This is a genomic window from Tenacibaculum sp. IMCC1 (genome assembly GCF_054906355.1).
Window position 1 is genome coordinate 2565329 of sequence record NZ_CM142818.1, and the last position, 17935, is coordinate 2583263.

A 17935-nucleotide genomic window follows, 5' to 3' on the forward strand; every position below is an offset into this window, starting at 1 on the left:
AAGAAACATAGTGATATCATTTTTAATAGCACGAAGTAATTAAATTACCTGAAATTATGAGAACTCTTTATATTTTTACAATAATTCTCGGATTAATAAGCTTTTCATGCTCAAGTTATAAAAAGACAGTAGCTAAGGATACTTCAAGTCAAACATCTGATGTATCAACTATTAAAACAGAGACTAATCAAACACTTATTTGGACAAATCAACCGAATTCAAATTCAACTAAAATTAAAGTACTAAATGCTGCAATTGCATTTGGATCTTTACCTAATGGGCTTAAAAAAATGGATTATACGGTTGTTGAAAACACAGGTACTTATTTAGTAACTAATGCAATTAGAGCTTTGTCTGACGATGTTAGAGTAAAGGCTTGGGTAGAGGGACAAGATATTATACTTATTTCAGAAGTTCAGCAATATAAAGAAACCGAATTTGGACTTCCAGAACCTTCTGGTTTTGTAAAGTGTGTAAGAGGAAATTCTACATCACTTCCTGATTGCTGGCGGACAATTTTAGTAATAGCAAACCATCTTGGAGGAGATAAACAATACCAATAATTTTAATTAAAAACGTCATTATGAGTGATAACGAAGTAATCTTTAAGTTTATAGTTCAAAATAAACAGATTACTTCAGTCGTACCTCCTTCGTAATGACGTTATTGTTTTTTATAAAAAATCAACCCTACACATCCGTACTAACCCAATAACTTCCCGTTGAGGTAGTAGACGGATTATACGCCAAAATATTCACTTTGGTACCGTTGGCAACATCCGCTAGTAACCATTCCATTGGTTGATTGTTAATAGCGCCACTTTCTAATTCAACCATATTACCGTTTAAAGTAACCTCGTCGGTACTAATGTCGAACTGTAGTGTGGTTTCCCCTCTGTTTTCAAAACCAATAAAACTCTCCTTGTCATACGATACCTGAGTAATCACCTTGGTTTCATTAGGTGCTACCTGTCCCACAAAATCAGTAATAGAGCTGCTTCCTGTAGTTGGACGATAGCTATACTGTGCTCTTTTAGCAGGTTCATTGGCAAATACCAACTGAGCCGTATTTATAATTTGAACAAGCGTTGTATAACAATCGTTCAATGCCGAAATACGATCTTGTGTAATTACCAAACGCTGTTTTTTATACACCTCTTGTTGCGTGTTCGCACTCTTTAATTCGTCTTTTATTGTTGCCAACTCTTCTACAATAGATGCTGGCATTCCGCCTTTATCCGCATCGGTCAAATCATCTAAATAATTTGTAACCACTTTTTCTAACGTTTCTAAAAACACCAACATTTTAGGCTGATTCTTGCTCGCATCTCTATAGCCAGTAGTAAACTCTTTTAGCACCGCAGGATTATCAGGAAAAGCCCACATAGCATGACTTTTAATACGATTATACACACGACTTGCATTTTGCATTTCTATCAACACCTTTTGCGTTTCCACCCCTTGTTTTGCCAAGGTACTAACATCGGTAACTACCGTATCTGCCGCATCAATCTGATGTAAAAAAGCCGCCGCATACTCGCTCGTAAATCGGGCATTGAAAGCGGTAAAATGCTCCAAATCTTGCGTAAATAGGTTGTAAATTGTTCGTGCGCTTTCTGCTAAAAAAGCATCTGATCCTTTGAATTTTCTTCTTGTTTCCATATTAATATTTAATTTAAGTTACATGTGTGTTTTTAGGGATGCGTAAAACACGCTACCCTTAGGTAATTCTTAGAAACAACAAGATTATAATAGCAGGAGAGCCCCTTGCCACTAGTTAAAAACCCATAAAATATTAGATGGTTTTAGCAATACAATCATAGCATTTTGTTAGTTTCTTTTTCTTAACCACTTCTAAATTATAGTGTTGGGGTATAAAAAACAAATGCGATGGTCAATTTTTGCTTTTTTTTAACAGGCAGACTATCAGAAGTATATCTTTTATACTAGTTGCGAATAATTTTTTGTGTTATCTATCATTGACATCTTTTCTTAATGACTTAGATTTTACATAGAATAATCTTTTCTAAGCTATTTTTCTTTTTCCATTGATGAAAAAGAAGCAAAAAATCTAGTCTTAACCTGCCTACACTCAAAAATAATCATCCTCGACCCTAAATTAAAATAACTCGCTATCGCTCAAACAGATTTTAATTTTAACGGCTCTTGCGGTGTTATTTTTGGTTTGCCTGCTTATGACGGGGTACTTTTTTTAGTATTCTCATTAATCAAAGCAATTTGTCTTTCAAAAATAATTCTATAGCAGTCGTTACATTTGTTTGATATTTTTTTGTGTGTTGTATCGAAGTGATAATCCGTTAATACGTAGACCGAGAGCGTTGGATTGAATCCATACAGATTTGAGAGTGGGAGGATAGCCGCAGTATCAGCGACCCGTGCCGTGGTGTTAACGGAGCATGCCGTGGTGTTAACGGAGCGTGCCGTGATATCAGCGACCCATGCCGTGGTGTTAACGGAGCGTGCCGTGATATCAGCGACCCATGCCGTGGTGTCAACGGAGCATGCCGTAGTATCAGCGACCCGCGCCGTGATGTTAACGGAGCATGCCGTAATATCAGCGACCCATGCCGTGGTGTTAACGGAGCATGCCGTGATATCAGCGACCCATGCCGTGGTGTTAACGGAGCATGCCGTAGTATCAGCGACCCATGCCGTGGTGTTAACGGAGCATGCCGTGATATCAGCGACCCGTGCCGTGGTGTTAACGGAGCGTGCCGTAATATCAGCGACCCGTGCCGTGGTGTCAGCGGAGCATGCCGTGATATCAGCGACCCATGCCCTAGTATCAGCGACCCAAACAGCGATATAAAGAACCGTTACTACTCTAAAAAACAACTTTTATAACCTAAATAGTTGAGCTTATGGGATTCCGTAAGAATGTATAGATACTTTGTATTAGGTTCGCAAGAATTGTAAAAGCAATTACTTTTTATAATTAATTAACAAAAAACGGTAACTCGTTAATAACTTTACTTTTGATAAAGTGTTGGTTTTGATATATTTGATAGCGTATAAAGATTGCTAAACCTCATGATATTCCATGTTTTTATCAGGATAAAAGAACTAAAGTTTGGTATATGAAGAGTTACCTGCTACTTGAAAAACAACGTTAATGAAAGAAATGAAATTCAACTTAAAGATTTTTCTAATTGACAAAAACTTACCCTTTTTAAGAGATAAATCTAACAAAGAAATTGTAGAGCATATAAGAGAGAATCATAAAAAAGCTTTATATGCAGAGGAAACGGACATAAAAGTAGCTAAACCTTCTTTAAACCATTTTACCGAAACAGGTTTTGAATTTTATACATACTGCTATAATCAACCAAAAACTCAAAATTATTGGAAATTATTTTTACCTGAGGAGTTAGTTGAAGACCAAAATTTTGAAATCGTAGAATTTTCATTTGTACTCTTTATAATATATAAATCAAATATATATTGTTCTGTTGGCGGAAGTGGTTTCAATGTAATCCAATCATATATTGACACTAATTTTGGTATTGACTTTTATCAGCATTTTGCTAAACCAGAAGAGGATATTCTTCTTAAAGTAAGCACAAGAGGTATTGCAAGTAATATTTCGGAAAAAGATAATACTTACACATATGATCAGAGAATAAGTGAATCACTTGAATATTCTGAAATCCCTAAAAAAATTAAAGTACTAATTCGCGAAGAATTAAAAAATGGCATTTTTAAAAAATATGACCTTGATAAACAAAAAGGAATTATGGAAATTGGTTCTTACTTCGCTTTAAAAAAGAAATTAACCTTTAAACAGCTTAAAGAACTAATACAAGACATTCATCTTATAAGACAAGATAAATCCAATTATGTTCAATTAACGTTATTTTCAAAAATAGATGATTCTGATTTAGTAAAAAATTTAGACAATGGTGTTAAGGAAAAAATTGCTAATGATGTCGCCTTACATCGTACACCTCAAGAATTACATAAATTAAACAATGGAATAATTGAGATAATTAACCCTAAAAAACTTGATAAGTTCTATGAATGTGACCATTTTAAGGTGAGATTTAGAAAAACGAGGGCTAAAAGCGACAGAATTGTAAAAGACAAAGAAAATCTATACTATGAATGTACTGAACATATCTATAATAGTCTAAAACAACTAACTGACAGAAACGAAATAAAATCCAAGTTTTATGACCTTGATATAATTGGAGTGATTGGAGAAAAGGATTCTACTTTTGGACACTTTTATTCCCATATTGTTTGTGAATGGACTCATCTTGGAAAAAAGTACTTCAGAATAGATTCAAAATGGTATTATTTAGAAAATCAATTTTTAGAAAGAATAAATAAGGATGCAATAAATACATACAAGCAAAATGAACTTTCAGAAAACCTGTTAAACGAATGGAAAAAAGGGTGGGATGAGGATGATTATAATAAAAGTCATAAACAAAAAAGATACTATGTTTTAGATAAAATATTAGAAGACAACATTGAATTGTGTGATATACTAATTCACAAAAACAATACTCTTTATTTTGTTCACGTAAAAAATGGTTTTACTACTCATATGCGAAATTTATACATTCAAGTTATTCTATCAGCTAAAAGACTGAATAATGATTTGTTTAATAATACTGGAAGTAGCTATTTCGTAAAAACAATTGATAAGTATAACTCAATAAATGGCAGTTCAATTGACGCTAAGGAATTACATAAAAAAATCATAGATAATGATTTAAAAGTTGAGTTTGTGATGGCATATAATAACTATTCATATATTGGGAATTTACCAGACGCGAAAATAGAAATGAGTGATTCGAATATCGCAAAGTATTCTCTTGTCCAAACAGTCAGGGAAATGCGAGGTTATAGAAGATTTGGAATTAAAGTAATTGACATATCGAAAATAAAAACTGCAAGTAATAATGTGTATAATTAATAGTGCGGTTTAATTTATAAACCTAAAACCGAAACTTTTTTCGGTTTTCTTTTTTTTCAGCCTGTTGTTTTTTAGCATCCAACCGTTTGGCAATCGCTGCTTTTTTAGGTTTGGTGGCTTTGCGTACTTTGGGTACTACCAAGGCGTGTGCTAAAAGGTTAAAAAAGCGTTCGGTAACCAATTCTTTGTTGCGGTGTTGTGAGCGGCTTTCTTGAGAACTTAGTATGAGTGTATTTTCTTTAGAGAGTCTGTTAGCTAAGTTTTTAAGGAGTAGTGTTTTTTCTTTGTCCGAGAGTCCTAACGAGTCTTCAATAGTAAAACTTAATTCTACTTTAGAGGATACTTTATTTACATGCTGTCCGCCCGCACCAGAGCTTCGTACGGCTTTAAAGTTGAGTTCTTTTAATAGTTGTTCTTTGTTCATAGTGTTTGTGAATGCATTAACGGAATTAACTTCCAATGTCAGTTCGAGTGGTTTTTATTAAGTGCTAACGAGATAAAAATTTTATCGAGAACTATTCCAGCGTCTAAGTCCTAAATTCTCGATACAAATTATGCTCTTTTCAATCGCAAAATTCACTCGAATTGACAGCTTTAAATTTTAGTCAACCTACTTTAATAGGTGTTACTGTATTCCTGTAAAAACAGGAGTTTCAAATATAAATAATCTATTGTTGTTTGTAAAGGGGGCTTAATAATCGAAGTAACTCTTATTGGTGAGAGTTGGGAACTTTAAAGGGTATTCGTAACTAGAATTAAGCAGATTTCTCGCTATCGCTCGAAATGACAAAACGTGCGTTATTTCGAAGGAGTGTGTGACTGAGAAACCGCAAGGTTCAGCGGAGCTAAATCTTATGGTTGAGTGTTGGGAACTATAAAGGGTAGTAGTTACTCTTATTGATGAGATTCCTCCTCCTTCGTCGTTCGGAATGACGTTCAGGTTGTTTATATCATATCATAACAATTAATAACTGTCATTTCGAAGGAGTATGCGACTGAGAAATCTTTTAGTTGGGTGTTGGGAGTTTTAAAGGGTGTTTGTGACTAGAATTAAGCAGATTTCTCGCTATCGCTCGAAATGACGTTTATCTATTATAGTAATGACATGAAATACGGAATGACGTTTAGCAATACTTACATATCGTAATTAGGTGTGTCGGGTGATTGGTGCATGAAGTGCATGTCTAAATCGGTAAGGGTGTCGGAAAAAGAGTATAAGTTTTCTTTTTTAGCGAGTAACGCATCAATAACTTCTACTGCTTTTTTCAAACGGGTTTCTTTGTCGCCCTTTAACAACACATACGGACGGTTGTATTTTTTCAACGCATTTTCAAATGCTTTAAACATTTCCAATCGTTGTTCGGGTCTGTCGCGTAAATCATCCGCTTCCCAAGGCGTATCGATATAGGTTAAGAAATAAATATCGTAAGTATTTGCAATCGCAGCCTCGTCTAATTTCGGATCTACGAATCCGCCATAATACTCTTCAGAATATACTTTGGTTTCTAACAAATCGGTATCACAGATGAGTACTTTATCCGCCTTTTTAGCCAATTCATTTTCCAAGTCCATTTGTCCTTCAGCAATCGGAATTAAATCGTGTTGCTCACAAGTTTTACGTTCATTATTCCACTTGTCTTGCAAGTATTCACGAGCAAATTCGGGAGCCCAAACGGTATTATAATGACGTGCTAATTGACCAGAAAGTGTTGTTTTTCCTGTGCTTTCAGGTCCAAATAATACCACCTTTACAAGGTTGATGGGTTGTTGTGTAAGTGCTTTTTCCATGCTAAATATCCTGCAATTGCTATAAAGGTAAATAATAAATATTGAAAACTGGTAAAGGTAAATCCTTTGTAAAAGTAAAGTGGAACGGAGATAATATCGCCAATAATCCAATAAATCCAGTTTTCTATTTTTCGTTTTGCCATGAGCCACATTCCAACAAAGAAAATGGCAGTGGTAACGGTGTCTACATAAGCTGTCCAGCTCGTCCATTTATCAAAAACGGTATACACAGCATAGACAAAAATCAAGGTGGCTACAAATATAGCTATGCTTTGTTTTTTTTCTTTAAGTGTGGTTCTAGAGATAGGAGTTACATGTGTGGCATCTACTTTTCGCGTCCAGATATACCAACCGTATACACTCATAATAAAGTAGTACCCGTTAATCATCATATCACCTAACAGTTCCCATTTTAACAAGAGGTACACAAAAATAGCAGTGCTTATCATCCCCGTAGGGAATACCCAAATTTTATTCTGTTTTGAATACCAAACGGATAAAAACCCAAAGATAACGGCGATAATTTCTAGCCAAACATCAATAGGATTGTAATCAGCATACTGCCCAAAAAGGAAATCAAAAAGTTGGCTCATAATCGCTACGATCGGTTTTTACGATTTTCATGAACAGCAATCCGTTGTCAATCAATTCAAAGGCATTTTTCAATTCAGAAGTCACCAAATGCATCACGGTATCATAATCTCCATACACCTGTGTGCTTAACGGATTTTCTAATACGGTTAATCCCGAAGCTCTTAGTTTTTTGATGAAATTGATAATTGGTTCTTCAAATTCGTTCTGAAGCGGACTTAAGGTCAATTCTATGGATATTTTCATGGTTGTTCCTAATTAGAAAGATGCAAAGTTACTAAAGTTAAGCTGTTGTTGTGCGGGAAAGGTTTTGGGAGTTTTTTTTGGGTTGTAGAGTAGTGGAGTGGCAGAGTTTTTTTTAGTTTCAAAGTTTCAAAGTTTTTTAGTTGCAGAGCTTCAAAGTCTCATAGTAGCAAAGTTACGAGGTTTTGGAGTTTCAGACTGGGTGTTTAACAAGCGCATACGCAGGTGAATCCTTCCATTTCTAAAAAGTGGATGTCGTACTCAGAGGTTTGTCCTTCGTACAAGATTTTTCCAGTGGTTTGATTGGTGTCAAAAGAGAAATCTTCAATATAAATGTTCTCTAAGAAGAGCAATTTTTTCTTTCCATAGATTTTATACAAGCTTTCTTTGGCTCCCCAAACAATGGTTAATTTGCTTACCAAAGCATCGTGGTTGGCTATGGATTTGTATTCTTCTATAGGAGTGAATTTGTGTGCGATTTTTACAATTTTGTCGCGCTGCATTTCAATATCTATCCCCACAGGTTGTGTATCGGAAATAATAATTGCCGAAAAGGTAAATGAATGGGTGATTGAAATAAATTTGCCGTCTTTTAAGTGTGGTTTACCGTAGCCATCGTACAGTAAATCTTCATCGGTATAGCCAACTTCTTTTAGTAAATGGCGTACGCTCATAAAGCCTCTTTGGTGTAAATCGGACTTCATGCCGTTTACTCTTTGTTGATTTCCTTTTGTTAAAGAAACGCCGTTAGAAAGTTGTTCAAAAGATTCTTCAATCTTCCAAATCAATGCTTTAGCATGGTTGTTTACCGTTAATGTTTTGTAAAGAGGCATATTTTAGAAAGTTATTTCGTAATTTTGCGACTCAAATTTAAGATACATAAATATACAAAAATATGAGCACAAAAACCGCGACATATGTTCCTTACAAAGTTAAAGATATTTCTTTAGCTGATTGGGGAAGAAAAGAGATTGAATTGGCAGAAGCTGAAATGCCAGGGTTAATGAGTTTACGCGAAGAGTACAAAGATGAGCAACCTTTAAAGGGAGCAAGAATTGCAGGATGTTTACACATGACGATTCAAACTGCGGTTTTAATTGAAACATTACAGGCTTTAGGTGCTGAGGTTACTTGGAGTTCTTGTAATATTTTCTCTACGCAAGATCAAGCTGCTGCTGCTATTGCTGCTGCTGGAACTCCTGTGTATGCTTGGAAAGGTATGAACGAGGAAGAGTTTGATTGGTGTATTGAACAAACATTATTCTTTGGTGAAGATAAGAAGCCATTAAACATGATTTTAGATGATGGTGGAGATTTAACCAATATGGTTTTGGATAAATATCCTGAGTTAGCTCCTGGAATTAAAGGATTATCTGAAGAAACTACTACAGGGGTACACCGTTTATACGAGCGTATGAAAAACGGAACGTTACCAATGCCTGCTATTAATGTAAATGACTCGGTTACTAAATCGAAGTTTGACAATAAGTACGGATGTAAAGAATCTGCTGTAGATGCAATTCGTCGTGCTACTGATGTAATGTTAGCTGGTAAAAGAGTAGTGGTTTGTGGTTATGGTGATGTTGGTAAAGGTACTGCGGCTTCTTTCCGTGGAGCTGGTTCTATCGTTACTGTTACTGAAATTGATCCTATTTGTGCGTTACAAGCTGCTATGGACGGTTTTGAAGTAAAGAAATTAGAAACTGTTGTAGGTAAGGCTGATATCGTAATTACTACTACTGGTAACAAAGATATCGTACGTTCTGAGCACTTCGAAGCAATGAAAGATAAGACTATCGTTTGTAACATCGGTCACTTTGATAACGAAATCCAAATGGCTTGGTTAAATGAAACATACGGTGATACTAAGGTTGAAATTAAGCCTCAGGTTGATAAGTACACAGTAAAAGGAAACGATATTATCGTATTAGCAGAAGGACGTTTAGTAAACTTAGGTTGTGCTACAGGTCACCCAAGTTTTGTAATGTCTAACTCATTTACAAATCAAACCTTAGCGCAAATCGAGTTATGGAATAATTCTGATGCGTATAAAAACGAGGTGTACATGTTACCAAAACACTTAGATGAAAAAGTAGCAAAATTACACTTAGCTAAGATTGGTGTAGAGTTAACTGAGTTACGTGAAGATCAAGCTAAATATATTGGAGTAACTGTAGAAGGTCCATACAAACCAGAACATTATAGATACTAGATTTAGATTATTATAGATTTGAGATTTTTAGAATCAAGAATCAGGACACAAAAAATCCCGCAACATTGTTGCGGGATTTTTTTATGCTTTTTATAAACGTTTTGTTTTATTCAGTAGGAATGCGCTCATCAATCATTTTTAAAGGCATACCTTCCATTAAATCGATTAAGTCTAAAATGTCTCTTACTTTTTCTTCTTCTTCGGCTTGTTCTGTTACAAACCATTGTAAAAAGATTTCAGAAGTGAAATCGCCTACTTTTCTTGCAGTTTTAAATACGTGATGAATAGATTTGGTAACTTCTATTTCTGCATCTAAAGAAGCTTCAAAAATAGCTCGTAAGCTTTCAAATTCGTGAGAAACTTCAGTAGCTACAGGTGACATTGCACTACCGCCATTATCGTTAACGAATTTAAAAATTTTCATCATGTGCTCTCTTTCTTCTTCCGCTTGCTTATAAAAGTATGCCGCGCTATTTCTAAGTTCTCTTTGATCGCACCATGATGCCATGGCTAAATACTTAGAAGATGCTTGTTGCTCCATTGTTATTTGGTGGTTTAGCAAATCAACTACTTCCACGTCTAAAATCATGTCTCTTCTTATTGCTGTTTCCATAATATTTTGTTTAGTTTTAATACTATAAAGATACAGATTATAAGGCTTTAAAAAGAATGGAGTGCCTAATTTAAAGCTAGTCTTAGTAAAGGGTTTTCTGCTTAAAAACAGCTAAAAGAAGTTCTCGTAATTCTATAAGTTGTGGTACTTCTAAGAATAATACATGTTTGTTGTCTGCTGCAAAAAGGAGTACGAAGTTATCACCGTCGATAATCGTTTCTAATGATTCGTACGAAGCGCGTTCTAATACTTTTTTCCTGAAGGCTAATAGTTGGCAGAAAGTAAAATCTATTACTTTATAGCCTAAATCTAGCTGGTAGCAGTTTCTGCCACCACAAGATACTTTAAACGATACATCTTCTGTTAAAAAATTCATTCCGCAAATATAATTATTTTTAATCAATCTAAAGAAGAATAATGTAAGGAATAAAAAAGCCCGCAAATTTGCAGGCTTTTTATTATAAAATGTCTTTTAAGACTAGATATTTAATGATTCAAATAACTCAACTAATTTAGGATTAGAAGGTCTTGGAGCATTAGAGTCTATAATCTTTCCTTCTGGATCTAATAAAATAAATCTTGGAATTCCTGATACTCTATACGCATCCATGAAAGCTTTATCTTCTTTAGCATATAATTGTACTCCTGATAATTCTTTATCAACAATCATTTTTTTCCAAGTTTCATAGTCTTTTTGTCTGTCAACAGAAATACTTACGAACTCGATGTTTTTATTGTGATATTTTTCTTCAACTTTCTTTAAGAAAGGAATTTCATTTTTACATGGTTGACACCAAGTAGCCCATAAATCGATATACACATACTTACCTTTTAAATCATCTAAAGAAGTAGTACCACCAGCATTGTTTTCGTAATTAACAAACTTAGGAGATTCAGCACCCTTAGCTAATTTTTTAGTAATGTATTGCTTGTCGTTATACATTTTAGTTAAGTAATTTTCTAAACCAGCAATACTTTGTTTTTGACTTGCTACAAAAGTAGAGTCTAATGAGGCTCCTTCAAATCTTTTGTTAAAATCATCAACAAAATTAGAAACTTTAGATCTGAAGTCTAACTCTGGTAAATTCATTAATTCTTTATCTTCAAATAATTTCTTTTGCTCTAATGAAGCTTTAGCTAAAAAAGCACTTTCTTCAAAACCAACCCCTGTATAAGTTATAGTTTCGTCAAATTTTTTAGCATCAATCGTCATATTAATATCGGCTCCGTTTTTTAAGTATAAAGCAGTATATTCTTTACCATCAAAAAATCTATAGAAACCATCTTTTACATTCATAGTATCTTTAAAAGTTCCATCCTCACCAACTTTAATTACTTTGTTGAATTTAAATTGAGGGTTAGAAATAGTAACTGTTTCAGAGTTTTTGTTGGTAATTTTTCCAGAAAAAGTCACATAATCTTTTTGTTTCTCTTTACATGAAACTAAGGCAATAGAAAATGCCAATAAGTAAACTAATTTTTTCATTAGGGTGTATGTTTAATTTTGCTGTTTAGCTTTTTAAATAAAGGCCTAAATTAGTGATTTTATATGAAAGCACAATTTTTTAACATTTCACTAACTGTCTTAAAGTTGTATACTTTATTGAATTTTAACTTTATAATTATCCTAACCAACCTTCACGATCTAGACTTCTATACTGAATTGCTTCGGTAATATGTTCGGATAGTATATTTTCGGAAGAAGCTAAATCGGCAATGGTACGAGATACTTTTAAAATTCTGTCATAAGCCCTAGCTGATAGGTTTAACTTTTCCATGGCCACTTTTAATAAGCTTTTACTTTCTTCTGATAATTTACAAAATTCACGAATTTGCTTTACATTCATTTGTGCGTTGTAATGAATGTTTTCAAGGTTTTTAAATCTAGTTGTTTGTATTTCACGAGCAAGGGTAACTCTTTTTCTAATGTCTACACTACTTTCTCCTTTTCGTTCATCAGAAAGCTTATCAAAAGGTACTGGTGTTACTTCAATGTGGATATCGATTCTGTCTAACAAGGGACCAGAAATTTTGCTTAAATAACGTTGCATTTCGGCAGGAGAGGAGGTAACCGGTGAGTCGGGATTGTTGAAATATCCAGAAGGACTCGGATTCATACTAGCAACTAACATAAAACTACTAGGATAGTTTACGGTAAAACGCGCACGTGATATAGTAACTTCTCTATCTTCTAAAGGTTGACGCATTACCTCTAAAACGGTACGCTTAAATTCGGGAAGTTCATCTAAAAATAAAACACCATTATGTGCCAAAGATATTTCTCCAGGTTGTGGGTATTGTCCTCCACCTACGAGCGCAACATCTGAAATTGTATGATGTGGTGAGCGAAAGGGACGTTGATACATTAAGCCAGTATTTTTTACTTTTCCTACCACTGAATGTATTTTAGTGGTTTCTAAGGCTTCATGTAAGGTCATAGGAGGAAGAATGGATGGCAAACGTTTTGCTAACATTGTTTTACCTGCTCCTGGAGGTCCAATAAGAATGATATTATGTCCACCAGCAGCGGCAATTTCCATGCAACGTTTTATAGATTCTTGTCCTTTTACATCAGCAAAATCAAACTCAGGAAAGTCAATATGCTTGTAAAATTCAGCGCGGGTGTCAACGGTTGTAGGTTCAATTAGTTTGTTACCATCAAAATGGTTTATAACTTCCATAATATTGTCTACCCCAAGAACATTTAAGTCATTAACTATAGCAGCCTCTTTGGCATTTTCTTTTGGAAGGATAAAGTGTTTAAATCCTTCTTCACGAGCCTTAATAGCAATAGGTAGAGCTCCTTTTATAGGTTGTAAACTTCCATCAAGAGAAAGTTCTCCCATAATAATATATTCATCAATCTGTTCTGATTTTATTTGATTGGAGGCAGCCAAAATACCAATAGCTAAAGTTAAATCGTAGGCAGCACCTTCTTTACGAATATCGGCTGGTGCCATGTTAATAATGATTTTCTTTCCAGGGAGTTTGTAACTGTTATTAGCTAAAGCGGCAGAGATTCGATACGAACTTTCACTTACAGCTTTATCGGGTAATCCAACTAAATGATATCCTATACCTTTATCAATATTAACTTCAACAGTAATTGTGGTTGCTTCAATACCAAAAACAGCACTTCCATAGACTTTTACTAGCATATTTTTCTCTTTTCGCTAAAGATAGAGAAAAAATAAAACTTATTGTAATTGTATTTGCTGTGGACTCCAATGAGTTGGATCATTCTTTTTTAAGAACCCTTTTAAAAGGTTGTTATTTTGATAATCTATATAGTCATCATAAATAAAAGAAGTAGGTTTTTTATTTAGTTTATCAAATGGAATAGAGAAAGAATTGTTATCAATGTCTTGTTGATTTACAATAAAAAAAGATAATCCATTTAAATCTAAATTTTTATTAACTGTTGATGAATCATAAAAAGTAGAATAGGTATTGGAGAAAGTATAAATACTTCCAGGGGCCTTCTCTTTTTTCTTAATTTCTTGCGCTGAAGTAGAAAGTATGACGGTAATTAAAAAGATGGTAGTAATATTATTTTTCAAAAAAGTTAGATTTATAAAAATAACACCAATAATTATACCTTTTTTGATTTAGAAAAAATGTATTTAAACATTTTACGTATACTAATAAAAATCAAAATAACTAGAATAATAGCCAGTATAGGGAAAAAAATAGAAAATGCAGACATAACTAACGAGGTGCCTGTTTCTACGGTTGAAATAATTGGATTGGCAACTCCTCCAGTTGTTGCTGTAGAAGTAAGTCGAGTAGAAGCAGCAGTGCCCTTTATAGCTGATGCTGTTCCGCCACCAGCAATAATTGCTAAAGCCCAAGTAATAACTGGTGATAAATCTGCCACAGTTGAAACCATTACTGCAGTACCTGCAATTGCGGCTAACGGAACAGCTATGGTATCGAGTAAGTTGTCAAACCAAGGAATATAATATGCAAATATTTCTAATATTGTAGCTACACCTAATGCTATAATAGCAGGGGTACTTGCTACCCACAGCCAGTTTTCATTTAATGGAATAACATTGTAATATCCTGCTAAGCTTAACGTAAATAGAGGTAAAAATACTCTAAACCCTACGGAAGCAGCTAAGCCAATTCCTAAAAATATGCTGATAATAGTTTCTGGTGTCATATATTTTTTATTGAAAGATATAAAAAAAGCCTCTTTTTTAAAAAAGAGGCTTTTAAATATATAATATTTATATTATAATTAGTTAGAGTTAAATCTATCTAAACCAGTTTTTAACCAATTATAGTATGTTCCGTGATCTGTATATTGTTGAGGTGAGTTTAATATTTCAAGTTCAGGACTCATTAGTACATAAAATGGTTGAGAAGCTGTTTTAAAGTTAGCAGACTGGAAAGTAGCCCATTTATCACCATAGGTTCTAATTCTTTTTACTTTCCCATTAGATTTAATAAAATCAAATTGCTCTTCTTCTGGTAACATTCTTTGATGATCATCAACATATAATGAAATTAATACATAATCATCATTTATTAATGAGTAGATATCTGGTTGACTCCATATGTTTTCTTCCATTTTACGACAGTTAACACATGCCCATCCTGTAAAATCTAATAAAACAGGCTTGTTAACAGATTTTGCGTAAGCTATACCTTCATCAAAATCTTTAAAACAGTTTAAGTTTAAAGGACATTGATTGTCTTTTTTGTATATACTATGGAATTTAGGTGGAGCAAACCCACTTAATAATTTATTTTGACTCCAAGAAGGGTTTTCCATTACACCAGGAGCTAAGTATACTGCTAAAGCTAAGGCTCCAATTCCTACTAAAACTCTAAATAAGGTCATTTTACCATACCTTTTTCCTATGAAACCAAATAAGTACAGTGCTAAAAGGAACGCAATTAAAGCCCATATTCCAATAAAAATTTCTCTTTTTAGTATTCCCCAGTGTCCTACTAAATCAGCATTTGATAAGAATTTAAATGCAAAAGCTAATTCAATAAATCCTAAAACAACTTTAACAGTATTTAACCATCCACCAGATTTTGGTAATGTGTTTAACCAGTTAGGGAACATCGCAAAAAGAGCAAAAGGTAAAGCTAATGCTAAACCAAAACCAACCATACCTACAGATAATTGCATTGCTCCTCCACTTAATGATCCTGCTAATAATGAACCTAAAATAGGTCCTGTACAAGAAAATGATACAATAGCTAAAGTTAATGCCATGAAGAAAACTCCAAGAACGCCTCCAACATTTGAAGCGCTATCTGCTTTATTACTCCAAGAACTAGGTAGTGTTAATTCATAAAAACCGAAGAATGAACCTGCAAAAAATATTAGTATTACAAAGAAAAATAGGTTTAACCATATGTTTGTTGAAATACTATTTAATATTTCAGGATCTAAAGTATCTAAGAAATGAAAAGGAAGACTTATTAAACCATAAATTAATACGATGAAAAAACCGTATAGGATAGCGCTACCAACACCTTTTCCTCTTTTTTCTGTACGTTTTGTGAAAAACGATACAGTTAAAGGAACCATTGGAAATACACATGGAGTTAGGAAAGCTAATAATCCACCAACAAAACCTAATAGGAAAATATTTAAAAGACTATTATCTTCCTCTTCTTCACCAGTATTTGTGTCTGTTGAGCTTTTTAATAAAATTGTATTTTTTAAGTCTAAATTTAAAGTTTGAGATAGTTCTTTACTTTTGTCATCAACTTCAGCAACTGTTTGTGCTACTTTTTCACCTGTTAAAGAAAATGTAAAATCTTCATCAAAAGGTAAACAGTATTCTTTACAAACTTGGGCATCAAGATTTAATGTAACTTTTGTTAAAGTTGAGTCTGAAACAGTAATTCTTTGAATTAACTTACCTTCGTCAACAAAGAAGATTTCATCTTTTCCCCAGATTTCACTAAACTGAGTTTCTGTTTCACTTTCTTTTGCTTTACCATTTAAGGTATATCCAGATTGTCCTTCTGCTGGTGCAATTGTCATAGGTAGTGAAGCATCTTCAGGGTTATATTGAGAATATAAATGCCAGTCTTCAGCAATTAACACGTCAAAAATTAAGTCGTACTCAGTATCAGAGATTTTCTCTACCTTAGGAGTAACAACTACGGGGTTATCGTCAGATTGAGAATAAACCGCTAAACCTATGAATAATAAAAATAGAGTAAAGAATTTTTTCATTCTATATGTAGTTTGATGGGGTTAATTAAATACTAATTTTTAATAGTTTGGTTGTTTTTTCTGTTGGTAAAAAGCGTCTATCTTGTCGTTTTCCTACTATCCAAATAACTTCGTTTTTACTAGAACAGAGCAACCAAATTTTATTTTTGTTTACAATTGATATTTTTTCGTCTTTAAAATATTTACTTACTTTTTTTCGACCTATCATTCCTTTAGGATAAAAAAAGTCGCCGGATTTCCACCGTCTGAGTTTTAGAGGGAAGTTAAGAAGTTCATAATCAACATAAATGTTTTCTTTATTAATGTTAGTTTTTTTTAGAACTTTTTTTAGTTGCAGCTTTATCGGTGCTGTAATTTCTTTGTTTTCCTCCCTAATAATGAAATATTCCTTTTCAAAGGAACTTTTTTCATTAGTGCGTAAAAGTAATAAAAAATCTCTGTCTTTCAACAAAGTATAAAATTTTGTTAAAATCTGCTTGCCAGATTGTGCATAAATCAAGTTGTAAACATCGTTCCATTCCGTGAATTTATAGGACTTTAGCAGCTGGTAGAGGTATGCTTTTGGGTTGGATAACTTTAACAGTTTTTCAATATTTATTTTTAATAAATCTCCCTCTTTTGAGACAATTTCATGGGTAATGTCCGCTATTTTATCATCAATAATTTGTTGAGACTCTTTTAAATGATCAATTGTTTTATTGAAGTTTTTTAAAACGCTGTCATTCAATTCTTTTAGTGTAGGTACAATCTGGTGGCGTATTTTATTTCGAAGATATTTGGTTTCTGAATTACTTTCATCTTCACGCCATTCAATATTATTTTTTTTGGCAAAGGTTATAATCTCTTCACGAGAAAAAATAAGTAAAGGTCTAATGATATTTTTATTAATTGAAGGAATTCCTGTTAAGCCTTCTAAACCAGTACCTCGAGAGAGATTAATTAAAAATGTCTCTAAATTATCATCAGCATGATGGGCTGTTAATATATAATCAAAATTATTTTCTTTACTTAGGGAGTCAAACCAACTGTAACGTAACTCTCTTGCTGCTAGTTGTGTTGATAATTTATTTTTAGTAGCATATTCATTAGTGTTAAAGCGTGTTGTAAATGTTTGAATGTTCAAACTTTTTCCTAACTCTTTAATAAAGAGTTCATCTAAATCACTTTCTTTTCCTCTTAGTTGAAAATTACAGTGTGCTAACGAAATATTAAACTGTAGTTGATGTAAGAGGTGTGTTAGTACAACACTATCAACTCCCCCAGAAATAGCAATTAGTAACTTTTTTTCTTTTAAAAAAGAAAATTGTTCGTCAATATGTTTTGCTAATTGTTGGAGCAT

18 protein-coding genes are annotated in these 17935 nt (G+C 33.4%); 4 read left to right on the forward strand and 14 right to left on the reverse strand.

Annotation, left to right across the window (positions count from 1 at the left end):
- Positions 1-56: 56 nt before the first annotated feature.
- Positions 57-563 carry a hypothetical protein gene (locus tag ACXIHB_RS12040; RefSeq protein WP_462098329.1) on the forward strand — a complete coding sequence of 169 codons (507 nt, stop codon included), beginning with the start codon at positions 57-59 and terminating at the stop codon, positions 561-563.
- A 126-nt stretch (positions 564-689) separates the two neighbouring features.
- Here the strand turns inward: ACXIHB_RS12040 and ACXIHB_RS12045 are convergent, their stop codons facing one another.
- Complete coding sequence (locus ACXIHB_RS12045) at positions 690-1661, reverse strand: hypothetical protein (protein WP_462098330.1); 972 nt, start codon at positions 1659-1661, stop codon at positions 690-692.
- A gap of 682 nt (positions 1662-2343) precedes the next feature.
- Here ACXIHB_RS12045 and ACXIHB_RS12050 point away from each other — a divergent pair.
- Positions 2344-2829 carry a hypothetical protein gene (locus ACXIHB_RS12050; RefSeq protein ID WP_462098331.1) on the forward strand — a complete coding sequence of 162 codons (486 nt, stop codon included), beginning with the start codon at positions 2344-2346 and terminating at the stop codon, positions 2827-2829.
- 303 nt (positions 2830-3132) lie between these two features.
- The gene (locus tag ACXIHB_RS12055; protein WP_159488972.1) at positions 3133-4941 is read left to right on the forward strand and encodes a DUF6119 family protein; all 1809 of its coding nucleotides are present in this window, start codon (positions 3133-3135) and stop codon (positions 4939-4941) included.
- Positions 4942-4963: 22 nt separating this feature from the next.
- On the opposite strand, the gene arfB is transcribed toward ACXIHB_RS12055, so the two are convergent.
- The 5 genes from arfB to ACXIHB_RS12080 form a co-directional block, all read right to left on the reverse strand.
- Complete coding sequence (gene arfB / locus ACXIHB_RS12060) at positions 4964-5365, reverse strand: alternative ribosome rescue aminoacyl-tRNA hydrolase ArfB (protein WP_159488974.1); 402 nt, start codon at positions 5363-5365, stop codon at positions 4964-4966.
- A gap of 710 nt (positions 5366-6075) precedes the next feature.
- Entirely contained in the window at positions 6076-6729 is a 654-nt protein-coding gene (locus ACXIHB_RS12065) for an AAA family ATPase (protein ID WP_047790341.1), read from the reverse strand.
- Positions 6690-7322 (reverse strand): nicotinamide riboside transporter PnuC, encoded by a 633-nt coding sequence (gene pnuC, locus ACXIHB_RS12070; RefSeq protein ID WP_159488978.1) that lies wholly within the window; start codon positions 7320-7322, stop codon positions 6690-6692. Before pnuC ends, ACXIHB_RS12065 begins: the two co-directional genes overlap by 40 nt.
- Complete coding sequence (locus tag ACXIHB_RS12075; protein ID WP_159488980.1) at positions 7306-7566, reverse strand: YkoF family thiamine-binding protein; 261 nt, start codon at positions 7564-7566, stop codon at positions 7306-7308. The genes pnuC and ACXIHB_RS12075 overlap by 17 nt, the downstream gene beginning before the upstream one ends.
- Positions 7567-7769: 203 nt before the next feature.
- Complete coding sequence (locus tag ACXIHB_RS12080) at positions 7770-8396, reverse strand: 4'-phosphopantetheinyl transferase family protein (protein ID WP_239178522.1); 627 nt, start codon at positions 8394-8396, stop codon at positions 7770-7772.
- A 62-nt stretch (positions 8397-8458) separates the two neighbouring features.
- Here ACXIHB_RS12080 and ahcY point away from each other — a divergent pair, with 62 nt between their 5' ends.
- On the forward strand, positions 8459-9775 hold the full coding sequence (gene ahcY, locus ACXIHB_RS12085; protein ID WP_159616960.1) for an adenosylhomocysteinase: 1317 nt from the start codon (positions 8459-8461) through the stop codon (positions 9773-9775).
- A gap of 106 nt (positions 9776-9881) precedes the next feature.
- Here the strand turns inward: ahcY and ACXIHB_RS12090 are convergent, their stop codons facing one another.
- The 8 genes from ACXIHB_RS12090 to tilS form a co-directional block, all read right to left on the reverse strand.
- Positions 9882-10388 carry a ferritin gene (locus tag ACXIHB_RS12090; RefSeq protein WP_073182560.1) on the reverse strand — a complete coding sequence of 169 codons (507 nt, stop codon included), beginning with the start codon at positions 10386-10388 and terminating at the stop codon, positions 9882-9884.
- 82 nt (positions 10389-10470) lie between these two features.
- Positions 10471-10764, reverse strand: a complete 294-nt coding sequence (locus tag ACXIHB_RS12095) for a hypothetical protein (RefSeq protein ID WP_047790335.1) — start codon at positions 10762-10764, stop codon at positions 10471-10473.
- 102 nt (positions 10765-10866) lie between these two features.
- Positions 10867-11874 (reverse strand): TlpA family protein disulfide reductase, encoded by a 1008-nt coding sequence (locus ACXIHB_RS12100; RefSeq protein ID WP_047790334.1) that lies wholly within the window; start codon positions 11872-11874, stop codon positions 10867-10869.
- 136 nt (positions 11875-12010) lie between these two features.
- On the reverse strand, positions 12011-13546 hold the full coding sequence (locus ACXIHB_RS12105; RefSeq protein ID WP_047790333.1) for a YifB family Mg chelatase-like AAA ATPase: 1536 nt from the start codon (positions 13544-13546) through the stop codon (positions 12011-12013).
- A 39-nt stretch (positions 13547-13585) separates the two neighbouring features.
- Positions 13586-13948, reverse strand: coding sequence for a hypothetical protein (locus tag ACXIHB_RS12110; protein WP_253055408.1), 363 nt, complete (start codon positions 13946-13948; stop codon positions 13586-13588).
- A gap of 32 nt (positions 13949-13980) precedes the next feature.
- The gene (locus tag ACXIHB_RS12115; protein ID WP_073182562.1) at positions 13981-14553 is read right to left on the reverse strand and encodes a DUF4126 domain-containing protein; all 573 of its coding nucleotides are present in this window, start codon (positions 14551-14553) and stop codon (positions 13981-13983) included.
- A 78-nt stretch (positions 14554-14631) separates the two neighbouring features.
- Complete coding sequence (locus ACXIHB_RS12120) at positions 14632-16596, reverse strand: protein-disulfide reductase DsbD family protein (protein WP_047790330.1); 1965 nt, start codon at positions 16594-16596, stop codon at positions 14632-14634.
- A 25-nt stretch (positions 16597-16621) separates the two neighbouring features.
- Complete coding sequence (gene tilS / locus ACXIHB_RS12125) at positions 16622-17935, reverse strand: tRNA lysidine(34) synthetase TilS (RefSeq protein WP_167712447.1); 1314 nt, start codon at positions 17933-17935, stop codon at positions 16622-16624.